This is a genomic window from Algicella marina (assembly GCF_009931615.1).
Taxonomy (GTDB): domain Bacteria; phylum Pseudomonadota; class Alphaproteobacteria; order Rhodobacterales; family Rhodobacteraceae; genus Algicella; species Algicella marina.
The window spans coordinates 1690653-1715844 of record NZ_CP046620.1 but is presented as its reverse complement, the minus strand read 5'-3'; the positions used below and the strand labels follow the sequence as shown (position 1 = coordinate 1715844).

18 protein-coding genes are annotated in these 25192 nt (G+C 56.1%); 7 read left to right on the top strand and 11 right to left on the bottom strand.

Annotated elements, in window-relative coordinates; genetic code table 11:
• The first annotated feature begins 216 nt into the window (after window positions 1-216).
• Together GO499_RS08535 and betA are read left to right on the top strand one after the other, a co-directional pair.
• Window positions 217-5049, top strand: a complete 4833-nt coding sequence (locus GO499_RS08535; RefSeq protein WP_161861809.1) for a LamG-like jellyroll fold domain-containing protein — start codon at window positions 217-219, stop codon at window positions 5047-5049.
• Between the two features lie 112 nt (window positions 5050-5161).
• A complete protein-coding gene (gene betA / locus GO499_RS08530; protein ID WP_161861808.1) occupies window positions 5162-6823 on the top strand; it encodes a choline dehydrogenase in 1662 nt (553 codons plus the stop codon).
• Window positions 6824-6874: 51 nt separating this feature from the next.
• Here the strand turns inward: betA and GO499_RS08525 are convergent, their stop codons facing one another.
• From GO499_RS08525 to choX, 4 genes are all read right to left on the bottom strand, one after another.
• Window positions 6875-8791: a PhoX family protein gene (locus GO499_RS08525; RefSeq protein ID WP_161861807.1), complete on the bottom strand. Its 1917-nt coding sequence runs from the start codon at window positions 8789-8791 to the stop codon at window positions 6875-6877.
• A 304-nt stretch (window positions 8792-9095) separates the two neighbouring features.
• Window positions 9096-10139 carry a choline ABC transporter ATP-binding protein gene (choV, locus tag GO499_RS08520; RefSeq protein WP_161861806.1) on the bottom strand — a complete coding sequence of 348 codons (1044 nt, stop codon included), beginning with the start codon at window positions 10137-10139 and terminating at the stop codon, window positions 9096-9098.
• Window positions 10136-10972, bottom strand: a complete 837-nt coding sequence (gene choW / locus GO499_RS08515; protein WP_161861805.1) for a choline ABC transporter permease subunit — start codon at window positions 10970-10972, stop codon at window positions 10136-10138. The genes choV and choW overlap by 4 nt, the downstream gene beginning before the upstream one ends.
• Window positions 10973-11049: 77 nt before the next feature.
• Entirely contained in the window at window positions 11050-11979 is a 930-nt protein-coding gene (gene choX / locus GO499_RS08510) for a choline ABC transporter substrate-binding protein (RefSeq protein WP_161861804.1), read from the bottom strand.
• 102 nt (window positions 11980-12081) lie between these two features.
• Between choX and betI the strand changes: the two genes are divergently transcribed.
• Both betI and betC read left to right on the top strand, forming a co-directional pair.
• Window positions 12082-12654, top strand: a complete 573-nt coding sequence (gene betI, locus GO499_RS08505; protein ID WP_161861803.1) for a choline-binding transcriptional repressor BetI — start codon at window positions 12082-12084, stop codon at window positions 12652-12654.
• On the top strand, window positions 12651-14159 hold the full coding sequence (gene betC, locus GO499_RS08500; RefSeq protein WP_161861802.1) for a choline-sulfatase: 1509 nt from the start codon (window positions 12651-12653) through the stop codon (window positions 14157-14159). The genes betI and betC overlap by 4 nt, the downstream gene beginning before the upstream one ends.
• A gap of 135 nt (window positions 14160-14294) precedes the next feature.
• Here betC and GO499_RS08495 read toward each other — a convergent pair whose 3' ends face one another.
• On the bottom strand, window positions 14295-15194 hold the full coding sequence (locus GO499_RS08495) for an MBL fold metallo-hydrolase (protein WP_284154938.1): 900 nt from the start codon (window positions 15192-15194) through the stop codon (window positions 14295-14297).
• Between the two features lie 359 nt (window positions 15195-15553).
• Between GO499_RS08495 and GO499_RS08490 the strand changes: the two genes are divergently transcribed.
• The 3 genes from GO499_RS08490 (at window position 15554) to GO499_RS08480 (ending at window position 18685) form a co-directional block, all read left to right on the top strand.
• A complete protein-coding gene (locus GO499_RS08490; protein ID WP_161861801.1) occupies window positions 15554-15997 on the top strand; it encodes a plasmid mobilization protein in 444 nt (147 codons plus the stop codon).
• Window positions 15994-17319: a relaxase/mobilization nuclease domain-containing protein gene (locus tag GO499_RS08485; RefSeq protein WP_161861800.1), complete on the top strand. Its 1326-nt coding sequence runs from the start codon at window positions 15994-15996 to the stop codon at window positions 17317-17319. The genes GO499_RS08490 and GO499_RS08485 overlap by 4 nt, the downstream gene beginning before the upstream one ends.
• 76 nt (window positions 17320-17395) lie before the next feature.
• Window positions 17396-18685: a hypothetical protein gene (locus tag GO499_RS08480; RefSeq protein ID WP_161861799.1), complete on the top strand. Its 1290-nt coding sequence runs from the start codon at window positions 17396-17398 to the stop codon at window positions 18683-18685.
• A 60-nt stretch (window positions 18686-18745) separates the two neighbouring features.
• Here the strand turns inward: GO499_RS08480 and GO499_RS08475 are convergent, their stop codons facing one another.
• From GO499_RS08475 to GO499_RS08450, 6 genes are all read right to left on the bottom strand, one after another.
• Window positions 18746-19039 (bottom strand): hypothetical protein, encoded by a 294-nt coding sequence (locus GO499_RS08475; protein WP_161861798.1) that lies wholly within the window; start codon window positions 19037-19039, stop codon window positions 18746-18748.
• Window position 19040: 1 nt separating this feature from the next.
• Window positions 19041-19598, bottom strand: a complete 558-nt coding sequence (locus GO499_RS08470; RefSeq protein WP_284154937.1) for an antirestriction protein ArdA — start codon at window positions 19596-19598, stop codon at window positions 19041-19043.
• Between the two features lie 217 nt (window positions 19599-19815).
• Window positions 19816-21006, bottom strand: a complete 1191-nt coding sequence (locus GO499_RS08465; RefSeq protein ID WP_161861797.1) for a DUF3644 domain-containing protein — start codon at window positions 21004-21006, stop codon at window positions 19816-19818.
• Between the two features lie 4 nt (window positions 21007-21010).
• On the bottom strand, window positions 21011-22204 hold the full coding sequence (locus GO499_RS08460) for a GIY-YIG nuclease family protein (protein ID WP_161861796.1): 1194 nt from the start codon (window positions 22202-22204) through the stop codon (window positions 21011-21013).
• A complete protein-coding gene (locus GO499_RS08455; RefSeq protein WP_161861795.1) occupies window positions 22197-24248 on the bottom strand; it encodes a DEAD/DEAH box helicase in 2052 nt (683 codons plus the stop codon). The genes GO499_RS08460 and GO499_RS08455 overlap by 8 nt, the downstream gene beginning before the upstream one ends.
• Window positions 24249-24265: 17 nt before the next feature.
• On the bottom strand, window positions 24266-25189 hold the full coding sequence (locus GO499_RS08450; protein WP_161861794.1) for a restriction endonuclease: 924 nt from the start codon (window positions 25187-25189) through the stop codon (window positions 24266-24268).
• Between the last annotated feature and the right edge of the window lie 3 nt (window positions 25190-25192).

The following is a 25192-nucleotide window of genomic DNA, read 5'->3' as shown; positions in this document are numbered from 1 at the left end:
TTCGGCGGAGACCCGCTCATTTAAAATTTCATGTAAAAAATAAGGCCTTCCGACCGAAAGCTGCCATAAAGTCGCCCTACGGTGGCCATGTGCGGTTCGGGGGGACTGTGCCGGGTGTAGTTCAGAGTGAAATTTCTGAGGGCAGGGACATTGGCTGCCTCTCGTTATTGTAGCGAAAGCCGTATTGATGCTGCGGGCTGCGACTGGAGAGATGTGATGGATGACTATTCGATTTTTTTCGACGAAACGGCGGTTGATACACCTTCGGGGATGAGAACGGCAGTACGGGCGACGAATGCGCCGGATGGTGGCGTGCCGCTGCATGGTTCCGGCCTACAGGGCGCGGTATACTCGCCGGGAACCGGAGTTTATTCTATCACCCGGCTTCAGGAAGTTATCGACCAGTCACCCGACCCGCAGATTCTCTTCAATGCGACCGAGCTGAATTACCGCGGCCACGGCAGCGAAACGACGATTGCGGATTTCGTCGGTGATGATGCTGGCAGCATCTCCGGGCCGGGCAACCAGACCCTGATGGACGACGCGGGTTTTCAGCTTTCGGGGTATATCTACATTCCGCCCGGTGTACATGAAATCGAAGTCGTCTCCGATGATGGTTTCCTGCTGGAACTGGGCGGCGTCGAGTTTTCGCGGTTCGAGGGCGGACGGGCTCCGGACGGCACGGCGCGGGTGGCGGACTTCCAGGGCGGGCTCTACTCGCTCGACATGCTGTACTTCGATTCCGGCGGTGGCCAGCAGCTTCAGTTGCGGATCGACGGAGTTACTGTGGATTCGAGCGCCTATTTCCGCTCCGTCTGGGAGTTCAACAATCCGCCGGAGGGCACGGAGATCGTGCCGGTGGACGAATACCACCCGTCTTTCTTCCTCGGCGAGGATACGCTGGACGGTGACGATGTCGTAAACGGGACATGGCGGGCTGACACCATCGAAGGCCTTGGTGGTGACGACGAGCTTTCCGGGGGTAACGGCAACGACCACATCAACGGCGGATACGGAGACGATCTACTCGAAGGCGATGACGGCAACGATACGTTGGACGGCGGGCGTGGGTCCGACATGCTGGTCGGAGGTGCGGGCGACGACCTGCTCATCAGCCGGTCGGACGCCGGGATCACCCGGATCGGCCAACTTGCCACAGGCAACCAGACGCGCCCCGATCCGGATGGTGAGGTCAATTTCTACCGCCAGTTCCTGCGCGGATACGAAGATCAGCCACTTGTGGCGCATGACATCCTTGTCGGTGGAGAGGGCAACGATACCTTCCTGTTTTCCCCCCAGATCAATGCCAAACTGGAAATCATCGAGCGCCACGTACGCAGCGACGGCACGATCAACTGGGCCGGTGTGGCCGGCGAAAACGACGAATTGCATGACCATTGGATCGACAGTTTCGGCATTGACGTCATTGCAGACTACAACCGTCATGAGGACACGATTGCCGTGGTTGGGCATACGGCGAATGTCCGGCTTAACTATCGCGACCTGAACGACGATGGGGTGATGGACACTGTCCTGAGTGTCTATTCGCAACAGATGATGGGCAACGGCGGTGCGCATGACCAGGACCTGATCGGTCAGATCCTGGTGTTCGGCGACCGAGTCTATCTCGAGGATGTCATCGTCAATCCCAATGTCGCTTACGGCATTGTCGATACCATCGACGAGGTGGCGGAAGCGCTGCGGCCCGACGGCGAGGTGATGGTCAATGACGGGGTGCGGGGATATGACTCCAGGGATACCAATGGTGGCCTTGGCAGCATTACAGGGTCGCCCGAGGACTATGTAGACAATCCGTGGTGGGACGAACTTGAAGTGGCCGGGCGCAGCCGTCCGGACCCGGTGACGACACGCGGCTCCTTCGATCAACTCGGTACGGAAGAAGTTGAAGGACAGACAATCAACGGCAGTGCCGGCAACGACAGGCTGGCGCCAACGGCGGAGAGCCAGGCAGGTATCCCCGGTGCGCTGGGCTACTGGACGTTCAATCGGCAGGGCGGTGACGGTATTTTCGAGGATGCACGGGGCGGACCCGATGCGGTGGCCTATTCCCTTGTCGAGGCGCAGTCGCTCGTCCGGACCAACGGCTACATAGGTGGTCCGCGCAACGGTGTGCCGGCGCTGGATTTCAACGGTGGCAACCAGTTTGCCTTTATCGAGCATGACAGTGCATTCGAAGTGACGCAGGGAACGATTGCCCTTTGGGTTCGGCCCGACGATTTGGGCGAAAGCAGCATTTTCCTCTCCAAGGATGCCAGCGGCAACGGCGACGGTGGCCATTTCCGTCTGGGCCACACCGATGACGGAGGCCTGTTCCTGCGGATGGCACCGGGCGATGGTGGCAGTAATGTAAGTTGGGAGACATCGCCGGACCTTCTGAACGAAGGACGCTGGCAGCATATCGCTGTTTCCTTTACCGAGAATGGCGTGACGGTCTATCTCGATGGGCAGGCGGTTCCGAACTCGGCTTGGTCTTCGGTGGAGGGCGACGTGGGCAATCCGGGCGTCTACACCGAGGCCTTCTTCGTGAACAATCACGAGCCCTGGGTTCTGGGGGCCGACAGCTCCGGTTCGGAGAACGCCGACACGGCACAGGAATTTGGCGCGGACGCGGCGCGGCTGGACCGTGCTTTTGATGGTGCGCTGGCTGAATTCGGGTTCTGGGGCGGTTTCGAGCCGGGGGATGCGCTGAACAGCTGGCAACTCAACCGGCTGATCAGCCACGGGCCCGGTCAGGCGGTGACCGCAGACTCCGGGCCGGAGCCGATGGCGGCTGGTGACGACGAGATCAACGGTGGGCGTGGCGATGACACGATTGATGGTGGTGCCGGAGATGACGTGTTGCGCGGCAACCAGGGCCGCGATTTCATCGAAGGCGGCTATGGCGACGACATCCTGAACGGCGGAAATGGCGATGACGTTCTGAACGGCGGCCGCGGCTCCGACATGCTTCTGGGCGGGGCAGGCAACGATCTGCTGATTTCCGTTTCCGATGTCGGCGAGCCGAGGATCGGACAGCTTGTCACCGGAAACCCGACGCGGCCTGCAGACCCCGGCAGCCTGAACTGGAACCGGGCGCAGCTGCGCGACTGGGTCGACCAGGCGATTGTCGGTGACGACGTGATGGTTGGTGGCAGAGGGCGCGACCATTTCTATTTCGAGACGCGGATCAACGCTCGGCTCGATATCATCATGGAGCATGTCAACGAGGATCGGACTATCGACTGGGCCGGCGTGGCGGGCGAAAACACCTATCTGCACGATCATTGGGTGGACAGTCTCGGGATCGAGGTGATCACCGACTACAACGCGGGCCAGGATACGATTTCCGTGATCGGGCACACCACAAACGTGCGCGTGACCTATGAGGGCATCGACACGAACGGTGACGGTATCGATGATGCTGTCGTTTCGATCATCGAGGTCTATTCCCAGCAGATGGGCGGCGGCGGCGGTGCACACGATCAGGACAATCTCGGCTATATCGTCGTGCATGGTGACTTGGTGAACGTGGAGGACATCAACACTCAGCCCGGTGTGACCTACGGAATCGTCGACACGATCGACGAGTTGAACGAGGCTGTGGCGCCGACCGGTGAGACGCGGCGCAGTACGGGGCCTGATGGCTCAACTCTGACTGGCTATGACAGCCGCGATACGGAAGGTGATCCGATCGGATCCGATCCCTCGGACTTTTCCGAGAACCCATTTCTTGCCGGTATCCTGCGTTCCGCTCGCACCCAGACGCTGGGCGATGCGGCGCCGATGTGGGTCGTCGCCTCTGATCCGGGGCGCGAATTTTTCGGCGGTGGCTATGACACGCTGGGACACACGCGGGGCATGGCAAGGGCGCAGGGAACCTGGGCTTTCTCCTTCACCGCGGACGAGGTCGGCCATCGCGAAATGGCACTGATCTCCAAGGATCATCTCGGCTACGAAAGTGGTGGTCACCTGTCGATCTGGATCGACGAGCAGGGCTATCTGCGGGTACGGATGCAAGGCACCCACGAAACCCGCGAGTTGCGTTTCCACGATGAGCGGATCGAGGCAGGTGAGACGTACAACATTGCCTTCACCTTCAACGAACAGACGCTTTCCCTGTTTGTGAACGGCGAACTGGTCGATGTGGAAGACGGCGTCGAAGGAGGCATGGTCGGCAACACCGAGGATATGCTCATCGGCGGGTCCAGCATCTATAGGCGCGACGGATTGGACAACGCCGACTGGTTCTTTGACGGCAGTATCGAGAATGTCACCTTGCTGAACCGTCGCATGACGGAGGTTGAAGCCGTACTGTTCGATGAATTCGGTGGCGATGCCAGCATGTTGCTGACCTCGATCAACGCGCTCGATCTGCCGCGCACCGTTGGCAACAACTGGGGTCAGATCATGAATGGCACCAGTGGTCATGACCTGATCCTGTCAATGGGCGGGGACGACAACGTCTCAGGCGGCGACGGTCATGATTTCCTGATCGGCGGTGAAGGCGATGATGTACTTTCGGGTCAACGTGGTCTCGATACGTTGCGGGGTGAGGAAGGCGATGACAGCCTGTATGGGGGTGGCCACAACGACATCCTCGACGGCGGGCTGGGTGACGATACATTGCACGCCGGCTGGGGCCACGATGTGGTCTCGGGCGGATATGGTAATGACGTGATCATGGGGGATGGCGGCAACGACATCATCAATGGCGGCGCCGGCAACGATTTCATCAATGGGGGCGATGGGCGCGATACCATCGTGTTCGACTTCTTCGGATCGGACAATGCCGATACTGTCCGTCATTTCGTGACGGGAACCGATCAGATCGCCTTCGACGAAACAGTTTTCGATCTGGGTGACAACCTGCGCGATGCATTCGTTCGCGGCACGTCTGCCAATGATGCAGATGCCCGGCTGATCTACGACCGACCGACTGGCCGGCTCTTCTACGACGCCGATGGCAGCGGCAGCGAAGCCGAGATGGAAATCGTCGCCCGTTTCGGGGCCGGAACGAACTTGGTGCTGGACGACATCACCACGATTTGACAGATTTGCCAGACGCCGGTTTTTCCGGCGGGAACAGGGCCAGGTATGCAACATGCCTGGCCCTGTTCGTTTCGGGGGCTCCGGGCCTCTGACGGGACAAGGGGCAAATGTCATGCAGGCAGATTTCGTGATCGTTGGTGCCGGTTCTGCCGGATGCGCGATGGCGTACAGATTGTCGGAGAGCGGTGAGCACTCTGTACTGGTAATCGAGCATGGCGGTAGTGATTTCGGCCCACTGATCCAGATGCCCGGTGCGCTGTCCTACCCGATGAACATGGCCCGCTATGACTGGGGCATGAAGAGCGAGCCGGAGCCACATTTGGGAGGACGCGAACTGGCGACACCGCGCGGCAAGGTGATCGGCGGATCTTCGTCCATCAACGGTATGGTCTATGTACGCGGTCACGCCAAGGACTTCGACCATTGGGCCGAAAGCGGCGCGGACGGCTGGGCCTACTCTGATGTTCTGCCCTATTACCAGCGGATGGAAACGTGGGACAGCGCCGGCCATGGAGGCGATCCGGAATGGCGCGGGAAGAACGGGCCATTGCATGTCACGCGGGGCAAGCGCGACAACCCGCTGGTAACGGCTTTCGTAGAAGCCGGCAGACAGGCCGGCTATCAGACGACGGATGACTACAATGGCGAGAAGCAGGAAGGCTTCGGACCAATGGAGCAGACGATCCACAACGGTGAGCGATGGTCTGCTGCGAAAGCCTACCTGCGCCCTGCACTGAAACGTCAGAACTGCTCGTTACTGCGCGCGCTCGCCCGCAAGGTCGTGATCGAGGATGGGCGTGCCGTGGGCGTGGAAGTAGAGCGCGGCGGCAAGCTGGAAGTGATCCGTGCCGGACGCGAGGTGGTACTTGCTGCGTCCTCTCTCAATACTCCGAAAATCCTGATGCACTCTGGCATCGGGCCGGCGGCGCATCTTACGGAATTCGGGATTCCGGTGGTGGCGGACAGACCGGGCGTCGGAAGCAATTTGCAGGACCATTTGGAAATCTACCTGCAGATGACGGCGACCCAGCCGGTGACGCTGTTCAAATATTGGAACCTGTTCGGCAAGGCGATGGTGGGAGCGCAGTGGCTGTTTACACGGACGGGGCCCGGCGCCTCCAACCAGTTTGAATCTGCGGCCTTCATTCGCAGCGGGGCAGGGGTGGAATACCCCGACATTCAGTATCATTTCCTGCCGATAGCGGTTCGGTACGACGGGCAGGCGGCGGCGGAGGGGCACGGTTTTCAGGCCCATGTGGGGCCGATGCGTTCCCCCTCTCGCGGGACCGTCCGGCTACGTTCCTCCGATCCGAACGATGCGCCGCGCATCCTGTTCAACTACATGAGCCAACCGGAGGACTGGGAAGCGTTCCGCACCTGCATCCGGCTGACGCGGGAAATATTCGCGCAGGAGGCCTTCAAGCCCTATGCCGGTCACGAGATACAGCCGGGCGTGGCATTGCAGAGCGACGATGAGCTTGACGGGTTCCTGCGGGAACACGTGGAGAGTGCTTATCACCCTTGCGGAACGGCACGGATCGGACGACGCGATGACCCGATGGCCGTGGTGGATCCGGAGTGCCGGGTGATCGGAGTGGAGGGATTGCGGGTGGCTGACAGCTCGATCTTCCCGCGGATAACCAACGGCAACCTGAACGGGCCTTCGATCATGGTCGGGGAAAAGGCATCCGACCACATCCTGGGCAAGGAGACGTTGCCACGTTCAAACGCCCAGCCGTGGATGCATCCGGACTGGCAGAAGAGCCAACGGTAAGGCAAAACGCCCCCGGTTCCCCGGGGGCGTTTCCGATTGTGGCCCGCGGCCTCAGCCGACGAGGGCATCGTCGTCGCGTTTGACGACAACGATGGATGACCGGGGCAGGGAGCCTTCGCCGTCCGGGAAGGAGCCACCCGGATGCTGAATGCCGACGAACATTGTGCGTTTGTCCGCTGACCAGGTGAGACCTGTCACCTCGGAGCCGTTGGGGCCGGTAAGGAAGCGGCGGATTTCGCCGGTTACCGGGTCGCCCGCGAGCATCTGATTGTTGCCCATGCCGGCAAAGTCACCCTCGTTCGAGTCGTCGCCATCCGTCTGAATCCAGATCAGGCCAGTGCTGTCGATCTGCATTCCGTCCGGTGAGTTGAAGAGGTTGCCAGCGTTGATGTTGGCCGTGCCGGCGTAGGCGCCTTCGGTGTGCACGTCCGGATTGCCGGCCATGACGTAGAGATCCCAATCGAAGGTGTTGGCCGCATGGTTGTCTCCATGGGGGCGCCAGCGGACGATTTGGCCGTAGTCATTGGTTTTCCGCGGGTTGGGCGCGTTCACGGTCATCTCGTCGCCACCGGCATTGCTGCGGACCGAGCCGTCGTCATTGGTGGCACCGCGGCGGCTGTTGTTGGTGAGGCAGCAATAGGCTTCCACAGCAGTTGGATTGACTGCGACCCACTCGGGGCGGTCCATCGTAGTTGCACCGACAGCGGACGCGGCGGTGCGGGTGAAAATGGCGATTTCGGCAGCGTCCATGCCAGTCGCATCGGGTGTCAGGGCCACCCATTCGCCCGTCATGTCCTCATTGAACTTTGCCACGAACAGCTGGCCCTCGGACAAGAGCGTGGAGGTATCGCCGCCGGGAACGTAGACATCGCGGGACAGCCACTTGTACATGAATTCGCCGCGTTCGTCGTCGCCCATATACGCCACGACGCGTCCGTCCGGGGCGAGGGCAGTCGCCGCATTCTCATGCTTGAAACGTCCGAGGGCGGTGCGTTTCACCGGAACGGCGTCGGGCTGTGTGGGATCGATCTCCACGATGTAGCCGGCGCGATGCGGCTCATTGGGATTGGTGGAGACATCGAAACGCGGGTCGAATTGGTGGTAATTGTAGTCAAAACCCGTCTCATTGATGCCGTAGCGATCGTATCCGGCTGAGATCTTCTCATCCGTTGGCATGTCACCTGTTGCGCCGAAATATCCGTTGAAGTTTTCCTCGCAGGTCAGGTAGGTGCCCCATGGCGTACGGCCGGCGCCGCAATTGTTGAACGTGCCCAATGACTGTGTGCCGCTGGGGTCCGCCGCCGTTTTCAGCAGGTCGTGGCCGGCTGCGGGGCCGTCCAGAGACATCGGCGTGTTGTGATGGATGCGGCGATTGTATGGACTGTCGATAACAACTTTCCACCCATCGGCGTCTTCCGTGACTTCCATGACAGACACACCCTGGAAGTTCTGGAGACGCAGAACATCCTCGGCAGATGTCGGCAAGCCATCCTCGGTATGGGCCAGGTTTGTGTCGTTGTTGGTATATTCACTGTTAACGGCCAGAAGCTGGTGGCCTTTGAAACTGAAGAGTTCCATCCCGTCGGTGTTTTCGCCGAACACGCGATCGGATCCTTCGGTCGGGATACCGGTTGCCGGATCGAATTCAGGTGCATCAGAAAACAGCGGATCGCCCCAACGAACGAGGACGTCCCAGCTGTATCCATTCGGCACATGGACTGTGCTGTCAGTCCGGGCGCTGATCTGCTCGAAAGCAAAGCGGCTCGAAGACTGCGCCATTGCGGAACCGCCGTTCAGGAACGCAGTGCCCATCACGGCGGCCCCGGAACCGAATGCGAGGGTGCCGCCAAGAAATCCGCGGCGGGAAATTGCCCGTTCCACTACCTCGTCAAACCCTTGAACTTCCGGGCGCGGAAAATTGAGTTCGTCCCACTCGTCAGCGGACATTGTTGGCTGTCTGGATGTCATCTTGAACTCCCCGTGTCTGGCTGTGCCGAAGGTCGGATGCGACGCTTCGATGCTGGATAAAAGGTGTTGCTAGCAGTGTCCGTCGAAGCTTTTGTGACGATCTGGAACGCGCACTACACGCCTGAGGGCGCAATTTGACGCATGTCTGAAATGATCGCTTCCGACGGTAACTCGCAGGCCGATGATTACAGATACAGAAGGCTTGGCGACAATCAGCGTACACCAATGGCCGAGAATTCGACAGGGAAACAGGCCGGGACTCGATGAGCGTGCAAGAAAACGGCCTGCCGCAGGAACGGGGACGCTACTCGGCGACTTTCACATTCGGATTGTTTGCGGCCATGCTGGCCAGCAGATCGTCCTTTGATATCTGGCCGACGATCCGCCCGCCCTCTTCGACGCCGATGGGAGAATTAGAGCCGATGAGCCTGTCCATGCCGTCGCGGATTAAAAGATCCGCGGGAAGGGTGCCCTGTGTCTCGCCGGTTACTGGTTGCATGAGGTCGCAAGCCCGGAGGACGCCAAGTGGATTCATGTGCTGAACGAACTCGGCGACATACTCGTTTTTCGGGTCGCGGAAGATGTCCTGCGGGGTGCCTGCCTGCACGATGCGCCCGCCCTCCATGATGGCAATACGGTTACCCAGCTTGAAGGCTTCGTCGAGGTCATGACTGACGAAGACAATCGTGCGGCGTAGCTTCTGCTGCAATTCAAGCAGTTCGTCCTGCAGCTTGGTGCGGATCAGTGGATCGAGCGCAGAAAAGGGCTCATCCATCAGCAGGATCGGTGCCTCGGTTACGAAGGCACGGGCGAGGCCGACGCGCTGCTGCATGCCTCCGGAAAGTTCGCCAACCTTCCGTTCGGACCAGTCTGAGAGGCCGACCAGTTCCAACTGCCGGTCGATCCTTGCGTTGGCGTCCGTCTTATTCACTCCGCCCAGTTCGAGGCCGAGACCTACGTTTTCACGCACCGACCGCCACGGAAGCAAACCGAATTGCTGAAAGACCATCGCGATGTTCTGCATCCGCAACCGCCGCAATGTCGCGGCGTCCGCCTGGGTGACATTGACCATTTGATCGCCGTCGTGAACGCTGACTGAGCCGCGCACCACCGGATTTAAGCCGTTGATTGCCCGGAGCAGCGTCGATTTGCCGGAGCCGGACAAACCCATGAGGACAAGGATTTCGCCCTCTTCGATTTCCGTACTGCAATCGTGTACGCCGAGCACCTGGCCCGTAGTCTCCTGGATTTCGCCGCGCTCCTTGCCCTTATCCATCAGCGGCAGGGCCTGCTTGGGACGATCACCGAATACGATTGAAACGTTGTCGATCTTTACTGCGACGCTCATTTCCGTGCCCCCACGTTCAGCATCCGATCGAGAATGATGGCCACCACGACGATGACAAACCCGGATTCGAACCCGAGCGCGGTGTTCACCTGGTTCAGCGCCCGAACCACCGGCACGCCGAGACCGTCGGCCCCGACAAGGGCCGCGACAACCACCATCGAAAGCGAGAGCATGATCGTCTGGTTCAACCCGGCCATGATTTGCGGAAAGGCATAGGGCAGTTCAACCTTGAAGAGTGTCTGTCGCGGAGAGGCCCCGAAGGCGCGGGCTGCTTCCAGCAACGGCTTTGGTGTGGAGTGGATTCCGAGATATGTCAGCCGGATCGGCGCGGGCAGGACGAAGATCACCGTAGCTATCAGGCCGGGCACCATGCCGATACCGAAGAACACGATTGCAGGGATGAGGTAGACGAACGTGGGCAGGGTCTGCATCAGGTCGAGGACGGGGCGGAGGTAGACATACAGATTGGGCCGATGTGCGGCAGCGATGCCTATGGGTACGCCAATGGCCATGCAGACGACACAGGCCGAGAGAACGAGGGTGAGGCTCTCCGTCATCTCTTCCCAGTAGCCCTGGTTAAGGATGAAAAGGAAACCGAAAAAGACGAAAATGCAGGTTTTCCAGCTCCGCTGAAGATACCAGGTGATGCCAATGAAAGCGGCGACGACGATTAATGGATTCGGCGTTTGCAAGACCCACAGGATGGCGTCGATCATCGCCTCCATAACCGTCGACAGGCCGTCGAGGAGAAACTCTCCGTTGTCGCGCACCCAGTCGAAGACGGATTTTGCAGCCTTGCCGACCGGAATCTTGTTGTCTGTAAGCCAATCCAAGCCGGCATCTCCTCGTCACGATTTTTTGGAAAAGGGCTGTCCCCGCGCGAACGTTGCGCGCGGGGACCGGGCCTCGTTCAGAGGCCGATGTGGGCAGTCACGGCGGCCTTGGCGTCGCCACCGTCCTTCGTCGTCACACCTTCAAGCCACGTGTCGAGGACGCCGGCATTGGCCTTCAGCCATTCCATCGTGGCTTCGTCCGGATCAGCGCCGTCATCGAGGATCTGGCCCATGATGGAGTTCTCCATCTCAAGCGTGAAATCCATGTTGGCCAGCAACTGGCCCACATTGGGGCATTCCTCGGAGAAGCCCTGACGCGTCACAGTATGGACCACACCTTCGCCGCCGAAGAAATCCTCACCGCCCGGCAGATATTTCAGCGAGAAATTGGCGTTCATCGGATGGGGTTCCCAGCCGAGAAAGACCACGTGCTCCTCATCATCGTAAAAGCGGGCCACCTGTGCGAGCATTCCCTGCTCTGAACTTTCGACAACCTCGAAGTCTTCAAGGCCGTGCTTGTTTTCCTCTGCGAGGCTGACGAGGTAGGCATTGCCCTCATTGCCCGGCTCAATTCCATAGATCTTGCGGTCGAGTTCCTCGGCGAACTTGGCGATATCCGCGTAGCTCTGGAGCCCGGCCTCATAAGTGTAGGTGGGAACTGCGAGGGTGTATTTGGTACCTTCGAGGTTTACGTTTATCTGTTCGATCTCGCCGCTTTCGAGATAGGGAGTGATGGCGCTCGTCTGGGCCGGCATCCAGTTGCCGAGGAAAACGTCGATGTCGTCACTTTCCAGTGAGGCAAATGTGACGGGCACGGAAAGGACTTTCACGTCCACTTCATAGCCAAGGCCCTCGAGAACATGCTTGGCGGTGGCCGTTGTGGTGGTGATGTCCGTCCAGCCGACATCCGACATTGCCACACTGTCACACGCGGCAAGGGCGGTGGTCGTGCCGACGACCATCAACGCCAGTGCCGACACGGTGGTTTTGAGTGCATTGAACTTCATATCTCGCTCCATCCCGAAACTTAGTGCAGAAAATGTTGATTGACTAATCAATCACGCCACTCCTAAAGCTGGAATGCAAGGGATTTCTCGGGAGGTCGTAGGATGTCGGTCGAACCGCAGCGGCGCTCGCAGCTTGTAAAGGCAGCAATCATCGAGATCGGATCAACCGGTTCTCTCGATGTCACCGTCAGCAAGATCGCCAAGCGGGCAGGTGTCTCACCTGCGCTTGCGTTCCACTACTTCGGAGACAAGGAGCAGCTGTTCCTCGCCGCGATGCGCCATGTTCTGACTGTCTACGGCACGGAAATAAGGACGGCGTTGCGCTCGGAGAAAACGCCGGAAGATCGGCTGCGGGTGATCATCGACACGAGCTTTTCACCAACGAATTTTCGCAAGGCAGTGATCGCATCCTGGCTAAATTTCTACGTGTTAGCGCAGCGATCCGACGAGGCGCAGCGGCTGTTGTCGATCTATCACCGCCGGCTGCAATCCAACCTTGTGCATGAACTTCGACCCCTCGTGGGAGAACGGGCACCGGGAGTGGCGCAGCGAATCGGCGGCCTGATCGATGGGCTTTATCTGCGCAGTGCCATCAACCCACAGGACATTACCGGTAGCAGTGCCTCCGCCCATGTACAAATGGCACTCGATCGCGAGTTGGGGAGACAAACATGAGCCAGCCAAACATCCTCATTCTTATGGTTGATCAGTTGAACGGCACGCTGTTCCCGGACGGACCGGCGGAGTGGCTGCATGCCCCGAACCTCAAAAAGCTGGCCGCCCGTTCTGTCCGTTTCGAGAACTGCTACACGGCGTCACCGCTGTGCGCGCCGGGGCGGGCAAGCTTCATGTCGGGTCAGTTGCCCTCGGTCACTGGTGTATACGACAACGCGGCCGAATTTCCTTCCGACTTGCCAACCTATGCGCACCATCTTCGCCGAGCAGGCTATCAGACCTGCCTTTCAGGCAAGATGCATTTTGTCGGACCTGACCAGATGCACGGTTTCGAGGAGCGACTGACGACGGATATCTATCCGGCGGACTTCGGATGGACACCGGATTATCGCAAGCCGGGGGAGCGGATCGACTGGTGGTACCACAACATGGGGTCGGTTACCGGCGCCGGGATTGCCGAGACCAGCAACCAGATGGAATACGACGACGAGGTCGCCTTCAACGCCACACAAAAGATCTACGATCTTGCGCGCGGCCGTGACACGCGGCCTTGGTGCCTGACCGTCAGCTTCACTCACCCGCACGATCCGTATGTTGCCCGGCGCAAGTATTGGGATCTGTATGAGGATTGTGAGCATCTTCAGCCGGAGGTGCCTGCGATGGTCTACGAGGAACATGACGCACACTCCCGGCGCATCTTCGATGCTAATGATTGGCGAAATTTCGAGATTACCGACGAGGATATACGCCGTTCCCGCCGGGCGTATTTCGCCAATATTTCCTATCTCGATGACAAGATCGGCGAGATTCTGGATACATTGGAACGAACACGGCAGGAGGCGATCATCCTCTTCGTTTCCGATCATGGTGACATGTTGGGCGAACGTGGCCTGTGGTTCAAGATGACCTTCTTCGAGGGATCTGCGCGGGTGCCGATGATGCTGTGCGCTCCGGGGCTGGAACCCCGTCATGAAGAAACACCTGTTTCCAATATCGACGTCTGCCCGACACTGTGTGAACTTGCCGGCGTGTCGATGGAAGAGGTCCTGCCATGGACGGCAGGTGAGAGCCTCGTGAGCCTGGCCGCTGGTGGTGAGCGAACCAGCCCGGTGGCGATGGAATATGCGGCGGAAGCCTCCAATGCACCGCTCGTCTCGCTGAGGCAGGGCCGTTACAAATACAATCGATGTGCTCTGGACCCGGACCAACTTTTCGACCTCGAGGACGATCCACATGAGTTGCGTAATCTCGCCAAGGAGGAGGCTTACGCGGAGACATTGGCAATGTTTAGCAGGATGGTGGCCGATCGATGGGATCTGGACCGTTTCGACGCCGAGGTCCGCCGCAGCCAGGCGCGCCGCTGGATTGTCTACGAAGCCCTGCGCAACGGCTCTTACTTCCCGTGGGATTACCAGCCTCTGAAAGTCGCAAGCGAACGATTCATGCGCAACCACATGGACCTGAACGTGGTGGAGGAAAACCAGCGCTTCCCGCGTGGCGAGTGACACGGAAGGACGTAACTCGACGAGAGCATCAAGCGTGGCGTACGTCAGCTGATAGACGGTGTCTCCTTGGCGTTTTCTGTGCGCCGAGCGCCGCCTCTACCGGGTCCGGTGACCGACCCCGTAGATGTCACGTGATCAGAATCTGTTCGCCGGTATCTTGAAGTAGCTGTTCCCGTCAGCTTCGGGTTCCGGCAGGCGGCCGCCGCGCAGATTGAACTGCAGTGCGTGCAACATCCGGTCGGGCAGGTTGAGAGTTGCGTCCCGATCTTCGCGCACCTTGACGAACTCCTCTTTAGTAGCGCCTCCACCCAGATGTTTGTTGGAGGCTCTCTGTTCTGCGACAGTGCTTTCCCAGGCCGGTTCGTCGCGACCTTCCGTGCCGTAGTCGTGACCCACGAAGATACGGTAGTCGTCGGGCAGCGCCAAGATCGCCATCAACGAGTCATAGAGCATGGCCGCCGATCCGCCCGGGAAGTCTGCCCGCGCCGTCCCGCTATCGGGCTGCATGAAAGTGTCATGGGCGAAGATCGCGTCGCCCACCACATAGGTGATTGAGCCGAGAGTGTGGCCGGGCGAAAGCATGACCCGCACGTCGAGAGTGCCGAGCCGGAAAGTGTCGCCGTCGGCAAAGAGGCGGTCAAAGCCAGCCTGCGGATCGAAGGCGTCGGGAGTGTTGTAGAAATCGCGCCAGAGGTCTGCGATCTCGCGAACCTTCTCGCCGATGGCGTTCGGTGCGCCGGTTTTTTGCTTGAGATATGCGGCGGCCGTCAGGTGGTCGGCATGCGGGTGGGTATCGAGGATTATTTCGAGCGTCAGACCCTCCCGCTCAATCCAGTCAAGCGCCCAGTCGGCGGCCTCGGTCGAGGTGCGGGCGCGGGCCGGATTGAAGTCGAGAACCACGTCGATAACGGCGCATTTTCGGGTTGCCGGGTCGATGCAGATATACTGGCAGCTTCCTGTGGCTTCATCATAGAAACCGACGACATCAGGGCTTGAGAGCCCGCGGGACGCGCTTTGGGAATATGGAATTGTCATGCAGCCCTTCCTTTCCGATCTTTCCGCGGCCTCCGCCGCAACGGCGATGCCACTGGCAACCGCGCCAACGATCAATGGTTTACATTGCATTGGCGCTGTTGTTTGGGATCATACAGGCATTGACGACGTTGCGCACCACGCACAATCAGTGCGTCGCGCCTGCCGTTCCGGCCATGGCGAGCATTGGGCGTCGCACCTCGGCCCATCCTTACCGGAGACAGTGAGGTCGCTGACCGCTATTAAAAATCTCGGAACAGTGAAATGGCGGAGAGAGCGGGACTCAGTTCGAACTCCCTGTTTGAGACTTTAGAGGACTGGGAAGAGCAGTTGAAGGCAGCTGACTTCGAGGGGCTAGACCTATGAGCAGCTTTCACCTTGAAGACACAAATAACTACATCGCCGAGACCTTTAACGAACAGGTCTGCGCCAAGCCGCCAAAGAAGAAACGCAAGCGAGTTGCCCCTGTCTCTGTCCGTCTGAGCGAAGAAGAACGCGCTATCCTTGAAGAGCAAGCGGGTGGCCTGTCCCTCAGCGCGCATATCCGCGAGCGCATGTTCGGTGAAGAAACCAAACCGCGCAAAAGCCGTGGACGTTCTCCCGTGAAAGACCATGCAAAGCTTGCGCACGTGCTGCGTTTGCTTGGTGAAACCAATCTCGCGCGTGATCTCAGTGATCTGCAATGGTCGGTCGAAGAAGGCCAAGTCTGCCTTTCTGCCAAGAGCGAAGAGTTACTTCGTCTGGCCTGTGTGTCTGTCATTCAGATGCGAAAAGACGTACTGCGCGCCTTGGGGCTGCGGGCATGATCTTCGTCGGCAATCAGCGCGGGGGCGGCAAAGACCTCGCCAATCATCTGATGAAGGAAGAGAATGAACACGTCACCGTCCATGAGGTGCGTGGCTTTGTGGCGAGTGACCTGCATGGTGCGTTTCAGGAAAGCTATGCGATCAGCCGTGCCACGCACTGCAAACAGCACCTTTATTCCCTGAGCCTCAACCCGCCCAAAGATGAGCGGGTTTCTGTTTCGGAATTTGAAGATGCGATAGCGCGCGCGGAAGATCGTCTCGGCCTGACAGGTCAGCCCCGCGCGATTGTCTTCCATAAAAAAATCGGAGCCGATGGCGAGTTACGCCGTCACGCCCATGCGGTGTGGTGTAGGATCGATACCAATGAAATGAAAGCCATCCACATGGCACATGATCATCGCAAGCTGAATGATGTCTCCAGAGAGCTTTATCTCAAACATGATTGGACGATGCCCAAAGGTTTGATGAAATCAGAATGGAAAGACCCTTCAACCTACAGCCTTGCAGAATGGCAACAAGCCAAACGGGCTGAGCGTGATCCCAAAGAGACCAAGATCATGTTTCAGGATGCCTGGGCGATTTCGGACTCACGATCAGCGTTTCAGGCGGCATTGAAAGAACGTGGCCTTATCCTCGCCCGTGGTGATCGGCGGGGATATGTGGCGCTGGATCATCAAGGCGAAGTCTATGCCATTGCCAAATGGACGGGACAGAAGACTAAAGCCGTGAAAGCCCGTCTCGGTGATCCTGATACTCTACCATCAGTCAAAGAAGCACATCAACAAGCGGCAAAGATCGTTACGGATCGCCTGAGCGCCCTAAGCCGAGAACAACGGCGCAAAGCCGCGCGTGATCAAGAACGATTGGATACGCTCAAGGCACGGCAGGAAGTAGAACAAAGACAGGAACGTGCAAAACAGGAGATGCTACACACGTTGCGGCAGCAGCGTGAAGCCAAAGAACGCGATGCGCGGGTGCGTAAGGGCTTTATGGGTCTGATAGATCGCATCACAGGCAAGCGCCGCAAGATCGAAGCGCAGAACCGCGAGGCTACGCTGAAAGCCAAGGCTCGTGACCAGAAGGAAAAGCAACGTCTGTCAGCGCAGCAAGCGATGATGCGCCATCGTGTCGAGACAAAGGAGAAAGCATTCAGAGAACGCCGTGAAGCTGTGATGCGAGAGCTCGGCCAAGACCAGTCTGACTTACGCAAAAGCGCTGATACGAGGCATTCAGAACAAGAATTCAAAGCGCGGCGAACGCGACCGAATTCGCCAAGACCGCAGCGCGGGCGGTCGAGAGATGGGCCTGAGTACAGTCCATAGAAAGCTCCGCCAATAAATCATTGTAAAAACATAAGTATATCAATATTATAATAAAATTTTATGAATTGAGTTCGATATGATCTTTCCATTTACAATCACAAAAACAGCTACAAGATTTGTGTTCTTGGCGGCTGCAATCATTTTAGTTATTGCTGCAAACTTGGCTTTCGCGACCGATCGAAGTCGGTCAATATTCACCTTCTTCTACAATACCCTCGAATTGGATAAGAGAATACCTGGTGGGGAACCGGGAAGTGAGAAGGCTTATCTCAATGGAGAAATTATCATAGAGAATGACTACGTTGATCTCCTATCAGCTTATCCAAACACTACGAAGCCTGAGTTTATTGTAATCACATCTGACTGCGGTGGATCAGCATGTGGTGTGAGTCCTGATATCACGATCATAGACTTGGGTATGCATTCGCCTACGTTTCGGACTATTGGTGATCTATTAGACCCAGATACAATAAGCATCAAAGAGAAGACCGATAATGAAGTCAGAATCAGTGCGCGAACCAAGAACCAACGTTCGGTGACGGGCAGACTTATAGACTTAGAGTTGAAATACACGCGAAAGGATGGCTCGATAATATTTAGATCAAAATTTTATCCTTACTACGAAGAACTAATCGGACAGTACCCCGGCTCAATCTTTAAAAACGAGTTATTTGCGGAGTTCATTTCTGCATTTGTCCCTAATGAGCAGGTTGAAGAAATACGTAAAGCTCTCTCTGTGGCGTCTCGAGTTTCAAGTTCTGATGACGGTCGAACAGTCTTCGGGTCTGGCATTGCACCGCATTCTGGGGGATCGCATGCTGCCTTTTTTGTTATCGACACTCTTACAAGCGCTATCATACTAGGTCACTTCAGGGATGGTCGGTACCAAATATTCTCGAACACTGACATCGATGGTGTGCCCTACAACTCAATTAAAATCATGGAAGAGATGATAGCAAAAAATGGGATGTACTTTGACTACAGGTCTCAAAAAATACTTCGCAAGCCAAGCCCAGCATCATTGCAAACTTTCGATGATGCTGTAGAGAACTTATCAGAAGAGTTTCTGAGAAAGACAGTTTTATTTGGCTTTTCTGACGGCGACCCAGAAGGGTTGATCGTTGCTGACTTAATAGTGTGCCTTGTGAACGCTGAAAGTCTTAGCCCCGCACCTCGAGAGGTCTCCGTGAAAAGGCATCTTTTTTCTGATTCTTACAGCATTTCTGCAAGGCTGAATAACGTTGTGACATTTGAAGTGACAGATCATGAAGATTTTGTTAAATTTGATTCAATAAAAGCGAAGAGTATAAATCTTACGAGGCCGCTTGAGCAAATACTCGCAATTTCGCAGATATGTAATTGGTGAATTATTGTGCCATAGCTGAGGCATTGTATCCATTTTTAAAACCGTCGTCGGGAATAATAATTAGAAAAGTCTTAGCTGTCGGCAATCTTCGAGGTACATTTTCCACGTTTTCGACTTAGCTTCCTTATCAAGCCACCCTGTAACTTGTTCAGCCAACGTGCCTTTGTTTTCCTCAACCGTGCCGCAGGGGTGATAATGCGAGAGGTAGCCCGTTTCTGTAATCGGGAGTGGCGCACAGTCGGGGTTGATACTCCGTACCTCCAGATGCGCAATAACACCGCCCCATGCAGCGGGGTCATAGGTCAGCTCAATCTCGATGCCTTCCCATACTATTGTATGTTTCTGAATGCTCATGTCAGTGGCTCCAGAAGACATGGACTTGTTCAAAACCTGTTTCCACGGTGAACACGTCATTGATTTCGATGTCCCGCGCCATGCGATCATAGTCGATGTAGAAACGAAGGTTCTCAGGGATATCTGTGCTTTGCTCGGTCATTTCTTCGGCAAACTCCGCCAGTGAGCGATAGGCTCCCGCGTAGCTGTCCTCGATGGCTTTGCGCGCATCTTCCAGTGATCCGAGATAGGTGATCAGCTCCGCGCCGATCTTGCCATGCTCTGCGATGAAGGCGGCAAGCTTCGCCACCTCGGCAAAGCCTGACCATTCGGAAAGGCGCACGCCTTCAAAGCCCTCATAGTCATGGATTGCCCATTCTTCCGCATCTTCCATTGGTGAGGCGGCCAACATGGCTTGCACCTCATCATAGATGGCGTAGGCTGCTTGCTCTGCGTTGATCCACGCGCCGTGCAGGATGCCGTTATTGTAGCTGGCCAAGCAGGCCACGTAGATTTGGATATCTCCTTGTGATGTCTTCATTTTCTTGTCCTCTTCATAGGGTATGGGTTGCTCATGCAACCTTGCCCTTCGGCGAGAACGGGGGTGCAAACGGAAGAGAAAATCGACGAGGTTGGTGCGGGCGCACAAAGCCCCACGGGCTGCGGAGCCACGGCCTTGTCTATTTTTCTTGAAGTGCGCCGGGGGCGGAGCCCTAAGTAATCTCTTTTACAGATATAGAATAATCTTAAATCTTACGTTCAAAATTTCCTAAATTGTTTTCTGAACGCAATGCGGACTATTTTGTCCCTTTTAAGGCCGCATATTCCGCATCTGAGACAATCTTCCCTACAACAAAGTCGATCCATGCCTCGTTATAGGTATAGTCGTCATGCGATTTGTGAAAAATACAGAAGTCTTTGTTGGTTTGGTGTTTTTGCTTGGCCGCAGAATTTGGCCGAACATTGTATCGTTTCCAAGCCTGCGTGTGATTATGAGAAGAAAATTTCTTGCCGGACTTTTCTGCTATCTTTTTCGCAGCTTGACTGGGTTTGTAGGGGTAGTCGTCATCTGCAATCACCCGCTTTTCAAGAATATTGTGAATCTGCTTACCTTCTTCGGAACCAGGTTTGACAAATTCGAAGTGAGCCTTGCTTTTAGAGGTGCTTTCAAGAAGGTAAACAACCCTGAAACGGTAGTCCAAGTCCGCCTTCTCATCGTCCGACAGCCTTCCATCAAGTTCGGCATCCAACGCAGAGATGTGATCGGGCACATCGTACTTTTGAAGATCGCTAATCTGAGTAAAATCCAGTTTCGCAAATTGCAAAGCTACTGAAAGATCGGACTGGAGTGACAGCTTCTCTCCGAAGAGCTCGCAGATCGCTTGATCGAAATTCAAACATGTGGCCTGAAACAGGGAAAAAAACTTAACATCAGACCGCCCCAAAAGTTTGTGCTCTACAGTATCTCGAATATCGTTCAGGTCCCGAATGTTGTTGCGTACGCCTTTTTTAAGGGGGCAATCATCACGCTTGATCATTTGCGACAGCAAGAGAGAGCGCCCATCTTTTCCAACGATCTTGACGCCTTTGCGGTCATAGTATTCGTGCAAAAGATAAGTCCACGCAATATTGGCCTGTACTGCAAATTGCTCAGTTTTAAAGCGAAGGCTCGGGCTGTTGAAACTCTGAACAGCCAAAATCATTGCCTCGCGTGAGCGAATAAGTCTCTCGTCATCGTAAAGGTTGAGGCCCGTAACAGGATCGTAGGAGTCCTTTTTGCGGATGTAGAAATCTACATAGTCATCGGCGGCAGACTTGATTTTTCCGTTGTCTTTGACCTCGGTGATCCGCGCGCTGTTGATAGTGGCGACGCGGCCTCTGTTGATAAGATGCTGAATGTCTTGATTGCGCCAGCCTCGGGCGAGCAGTGTTTTGACGATGCGTTTCTCGTCCGCTGTCAGAGCTCCTTGTGGCTTACGCTTCGCCATATCGTCATCCGCGCCTTATCAAACGGGCTTGGCCAGGATCGTATTCATAGTCGGTGATTGTGCCGTCCTTGATCTTCTCCACCGCCTTATTAACAGCGTAGAGCGGCACCAAAAACCATTCACGCGGAACAACTGGCCGACCGAAACGATCCATGATCTCGATGTCCAACCGTGCAGGTTCGAAAATGCGATGGATCAGATTTTCCAGCTTTGTGCGGTTGATGTTATAGAGCTCGTATGTCGCAACGACATCGACATTTGCCATCAAGAACGTTGGTTGAAGATGCGCGCCAGCAATACGTTTTTCGACACTCATGTTGGTCACGCCGATCTTATGAACGAGCTCGCGATTTTCGGCGACAAGTGGATGATCGGACTTGCTTCGCAACACATAAATCATACCGCTCGCTTCATCGCCATCAATGGTCTGGTCAGAAAACAAAGGACCAGCACTAGGCTCGGTAATCCGACGCCCAGCATCACCGTCAGCATTCAGCGCCCTTTGAAGTGAACGCATGAGCATATTGCTCTCGGTGCCATTATCGAAGATGATACGAAGCCGTGCATCAGTTCGGCCTTGATCGGTTAGAGTAGTCTCCCCCATTTCCGCAACATAGGCTTTCTGACCGCCAACGATGAAGAAACGCCCCGGTTCAATTTCAGCTTTAAGCTCAAACTTTCTGGTTTCTCTAAGACCCGCATCTAGTTCCTTTTGGATTTTCTCAAACAATGGCTTGAAGGTTTCGAAGTCTTCACACTTCTCCCGCTTTGCAATGTTCTCCGCAGCCTTCTTTTCGGCTGTTGATCGTACATGCTTGAGCTCTGTGATTGGCGGCGCTTCCACCTCAATCCCAAGCTCAGCCAGCAAGGCATCGTCGTCGAGCTCATCGGCATCACATGGTTGCGTTGCGGCCGATCCGCTTAGAAGATTTTGATGATCAAGCGACTCTACCAGATCGCGGCATTCTTGAAGCTCGCGGATACGATCCAAACGCACGGCATAAAGACGTTCAAAGATATCTCGCGCTTCACCGTGTTCGGGCGTACGGCCATATTCTTCAGAAAAACGCTGTATCTCTTCAAAGCCAGCAATGATGCGTTCTTCGCGCGGCGTGCGAGACACTGCTTTCTTGACTTCAACATCTACGCCAAGCTCGGCTAGAAGAGCATCATCGTCTTCGGTAAACGCTTTAGCCATTGGCGGCCTCCTGCTTCATCCGCGCAAGGTAAGCCACGCCTTCCGCCATCTTTTTCTCCCAGGCATCGGCAGATGTGATGGATGGCAGACGTCCGCGCTCTTGTTTGAACTTCACGGCACGCCGCGCCAAGTCGCGCGCTTCTTCTGGTGAAAGCTGCACCTTTTTCGCTGAAATGACCGCCTGAACCTGCTTGAGGCTTTCTTCGCTCATGGTCTTTGCCAAAATCGCATAGGCCTCGCTGAATGGATTGATTTGATCGATAAGGTCGATGTCCAATTCACGCACATCCATCGCAAACTTCCGAACACCATCAATAAGCGCGGTATTGCCACCGGCCTGCGCATCATCGTCGGGCGCGGAAAGAGCAATCTCCTTGGCTTTCTGGGTCAGATTTAGCGCCGCAATAGCATGTTGCCGAACTGCTTCCTGATCGTCAGCATCTAGCTCGGGGAACTTTGCACCGACGATCTTGCCCATACGCACCTGCGTCAGCTCTTCGGGCACTAGCTCTTCATCAAACAGTCCGCGCTCAATTGTCGTTTTGTCTTGAACGAAAGCTGTGATGACCTCGTTCAAATCCTCTTGGCAGATACGAGTTGCTTCCTTGCTCTTGGGCTCGGCGAGCCCCTTAATCTCGATTTGAAACTGACCACTGTCCTCGTTGAACCCAACGTTTTCTTTCGCCGGATCGTAGCCACCCTCACCATAGTCGAAACCCTCAACCGGCCCGCTCTTCGGGCTCTTGGGCGTGAAGTTGAAACGTGGAGCTAACACCTGCTCCATGAGGAGGCTGGCGGCAATCGCTTTGAGCGTATCGTTTACCGCCTCTGTTACGGCTTCCTCAGCTGCATCAGGCTCGGCGATGAGGTTTGTGAAACGCGCGCGTGATTTGCCTTCGGCGTCGCGTGTCGCGCGGCCAATGATCTGCACGATCTCTGTCAGGCTTGCACGATATCCGACCGTCAAAGCGTGCTCGCACCAAATCCAGTCAAAGCCCTCTTTGGCCATACCGAGAGCGATTATGATGTCCACATGGTCGCGGTTGTTCTTTTCTGCGGGGTCTTTCAATGCCGCAGAAACCTTATCGCGTTTGACCGCCTCATCATCCACAAGATCGGCAATCTTCAGAATGCGCCCGTCCGCTGTCTTTACAAGTTGAAAGCCGGTCTTTGGGTCTGTGCCTTGCCAGTCACCCAGAGCATCAATGATGTGCTCCACCTCGCGGTGCTTGTCCTTGGTGCTCTCACGCGAATTCACATTGGGGATGTGCAGGATCGTCTTCTCGTTCGCATCAAGCACTTTCAGAATGTCATCTGCATAGGAGCCGGAATAGAAGAAGTAGCCAATATCAAGCGTCTTCAGGTATTTGTAGCCGTTCAACTGCTCGTAATAGGTATAGGTGACGGTATCGAATTTGGCCTCGTCCTCTGGCGAGAGAACCGCCTCTGCGTCACCGCGAAAATAACTGCCGGTCATTGCAACCATGTGCGCCTTGTCGCGGGCCATGAAGTCGCCAAGGTGCTGACCGAGTTTGTTGTCAGGGTTAGCCGAGACGTGGTGGAACTCATCCACCGCGATCAACCGATCATCGAATGCTTGTACCCCAAACTTATCGACGGCGAAGCGGAAGGTTGCATGCGTGCAAACAAGCACTTGGTCATCACTTTCAAGGAATTTGCCGACCGCGCCGACCTTACCGTCATCCCCGCCAGGTGCGTTGCAAAGGTTCCACTTTGGCTGAACGGTCCAGTCTGCCCAAAAGCCAAATTTGCTCAGCGGTTCGTCGGCAAAACTCGATCCGATAGATTTTTCCGGCACCACAACGATTGCTTGCTTGAGCCCCTGATTGTGCAGCTTGTCTAGCGCGATGAACATCAGCGCACGGCTCTTCCCAGAAGCAGGCGGCGACTTGATCAGAAGATACTGCTCACCTCGCTTCTCATAAGCACGTTCCTGCATCGCCCGCATGCCAAGCTCGTTCGATTTGGTCGAGTTGCCATTCTGGGCGTAGGAAACTGAAACGGAGGGAACACTTTTCTTCATAAATTTAACCTTTCAAATCAAACTTCCTGAAACCACTGGCCATCGATTACTACACGCTCAACTGTCTCTGTTTTGACGCCCAGATCGAACTGCTTCAGCAACTCGCAAAGCCTATCGCCGTCGATCAGATCAATTGCGATTGCCCCATCGCGGGTCGCCTCATCTGACGCCTGCTTGGTGAAGCTGCTTGTCGTGATGAACAAACCTTTGTCTGCGCGCCCCTGTAATGCGCCTCGGAAATCTCTAATTTCTTTTGCGCCGACACTATTGCCCCAGCGTTTGCACTGAAAATACACTTGGAACGAGACTAAGTTCACGCGCAAGATTCCTACGCCGTCGAGACCACCGTCTCCTGTTTTTCCTCGAACCTCGACTTTGACAAAACCGGCCTCACGCAAAAGACGCTGCGCTAGTCTTTCAAACGCAGACGGGTCCATCTGCATGAGTTGCGCCAGCAAGATATTTTGCCAGTTCGTCTCATCCTCATCTGGCGCAAAAACGTCAACAGCGATATCTTCAGGCACCGCCTCTACTTTTTCGCCTTTCTTCGCGTCCCGCTTGGCCTTGGCGCGTTGACGCTCTTCCTCATTGACTTTCGCATGGATTTTTTGGGTCTCTTCGAGCGTCGTGATGCCTTCGCCAAGTTCAGTTAGCGCCCAAACGCCACGCGCTGAGTTCTCAAGCGCCTCGCCACGTTTCAGATATGTCCGTGACCACGCCAGATAGTAGTTGAAGCGCCGATCACGACCATTTGGCATCAGATAGGCCTGTTCCTCTTCAGTGAGGCCTTCCGCTTCAATCGCATGATCCACTAATTCTTGAATGGTGCCAGAGCCACCTAGTTCACGCAGTGTGTCCAGCGTGATCAGCATCATGAGTGGCAAATCGGGGAAGCTATCTTCCTCCAAGATAAATCGGCGTGTGGTTGCATCGGTTTTCATTGT

Bases quoted from the DNA above. Each gene is read 5' to 3' on its own strand.
- GO499_RS08535 (WP_161861809.1), top strand. From the start codon at position 217: ATGGATGACTATTCGATTTTTTTCGACGAAACGGCGGTTGATACACCT.
- betA (WP_161861808.1), top strand. From the start codon at position 5,162: ATGCAGGCAGATTTCGTGATCGTTGGTGCCGGTTCTGCCGGATGCGCG.
- GO499_RS08525 (WP_161861807.1), bottom strand. From the start codon at position 8,791: ATGACATCCAGACAGCCAACAATGTCCGCTGACGAGTGGGACGAACTC.
- choV (WP_161861806.1), bottom strand. From the start codon at position 10,139: ATGAGCGTCGCAGTAAAGATCGACAACGTTTCAATCGTATTCGGTGAT.
- choX (WP_161861804.1), bottom strand. From the start codon at position 11,979: ATGAAGTTCAATGCACTCAAAACCACCGTGTCGGCACTGGCGTTGATG.
- betI (WP_161861803.1), top strand. From the start codon at position 12,082: ATGTCGGTCGAACCGCAGCGGCGCTCGCAGCTTGTAAAGGCAGCAATC.
- betC (WP_161861802.1), top strand. From the start codon at position 12,651: ATGAGCCAGCCAAACATCCTCATTCTTATGGTTGATCAGTTGAACGGC.
- GO499_RS08495 (WP_284154938.1), bottom strand. From the start codon at position 15,194: ATGACAATTCCATATTCCCAAAGCGCGTCCCGCGGGCTCTCAAGCCCT.
- GO499_RS08490 (WP_161861801.1), top strand. From the start codon at position 15,554: ATGAGCAGCTTTCACCTTGAAGACACAAATAACTACATCGCCGAGACC.
- GO499_RS08485 (WP_161861800.1), top strand. From the start codon at position 15,994: ATGATCTTCGTCGGCAATCAGCGCGGGGGCGGCAAAGACCTCGCCAAT.
- GO499_RS08480 (WP_161861799.1), top strand. From the start codon at position 17,396: ATGATCTTTCCATTTACAATCACAAAAACAGCTACAAGATTTGTGTTC.
- GO499_RS08475 (WP_161861798.1), bottom strand. From the start codon at position 19,039: ATGAGCATTCAGAAACATACAATAGTATGGGAAGGCATCGAGATTGAG.
- GO499_RS08465 (WP_161861797.1), bottom strand. From the start codon at position 21,006: ATGGCGAAGCGTAAGCCACAAGGAGCTCTGACAGCGGACGAGAAACGC.
- GO499_RS08460 (WP_161861796.1), bottom strand. From the start codon at position 22,204: ATGGCTAAAGCGTTTACCGAAGACGATGATGCTCTTCTAGCCGAGCTT.
- GO499_RS08455 (WP_161861795.1), bottom strand. From the start codon at position 24,248: ATGAAGAAAAGTGTTCCCTCCGTTTCAGTTTCCTACGCCCAGAATGGC.
- GO499_RS08450 (WP_161861794.1), bottom strand. From the start codon at position 25,189: ATGAAAACCGATGCAACCACACGCCGATTTATCTTGGAGGAAGATAGC.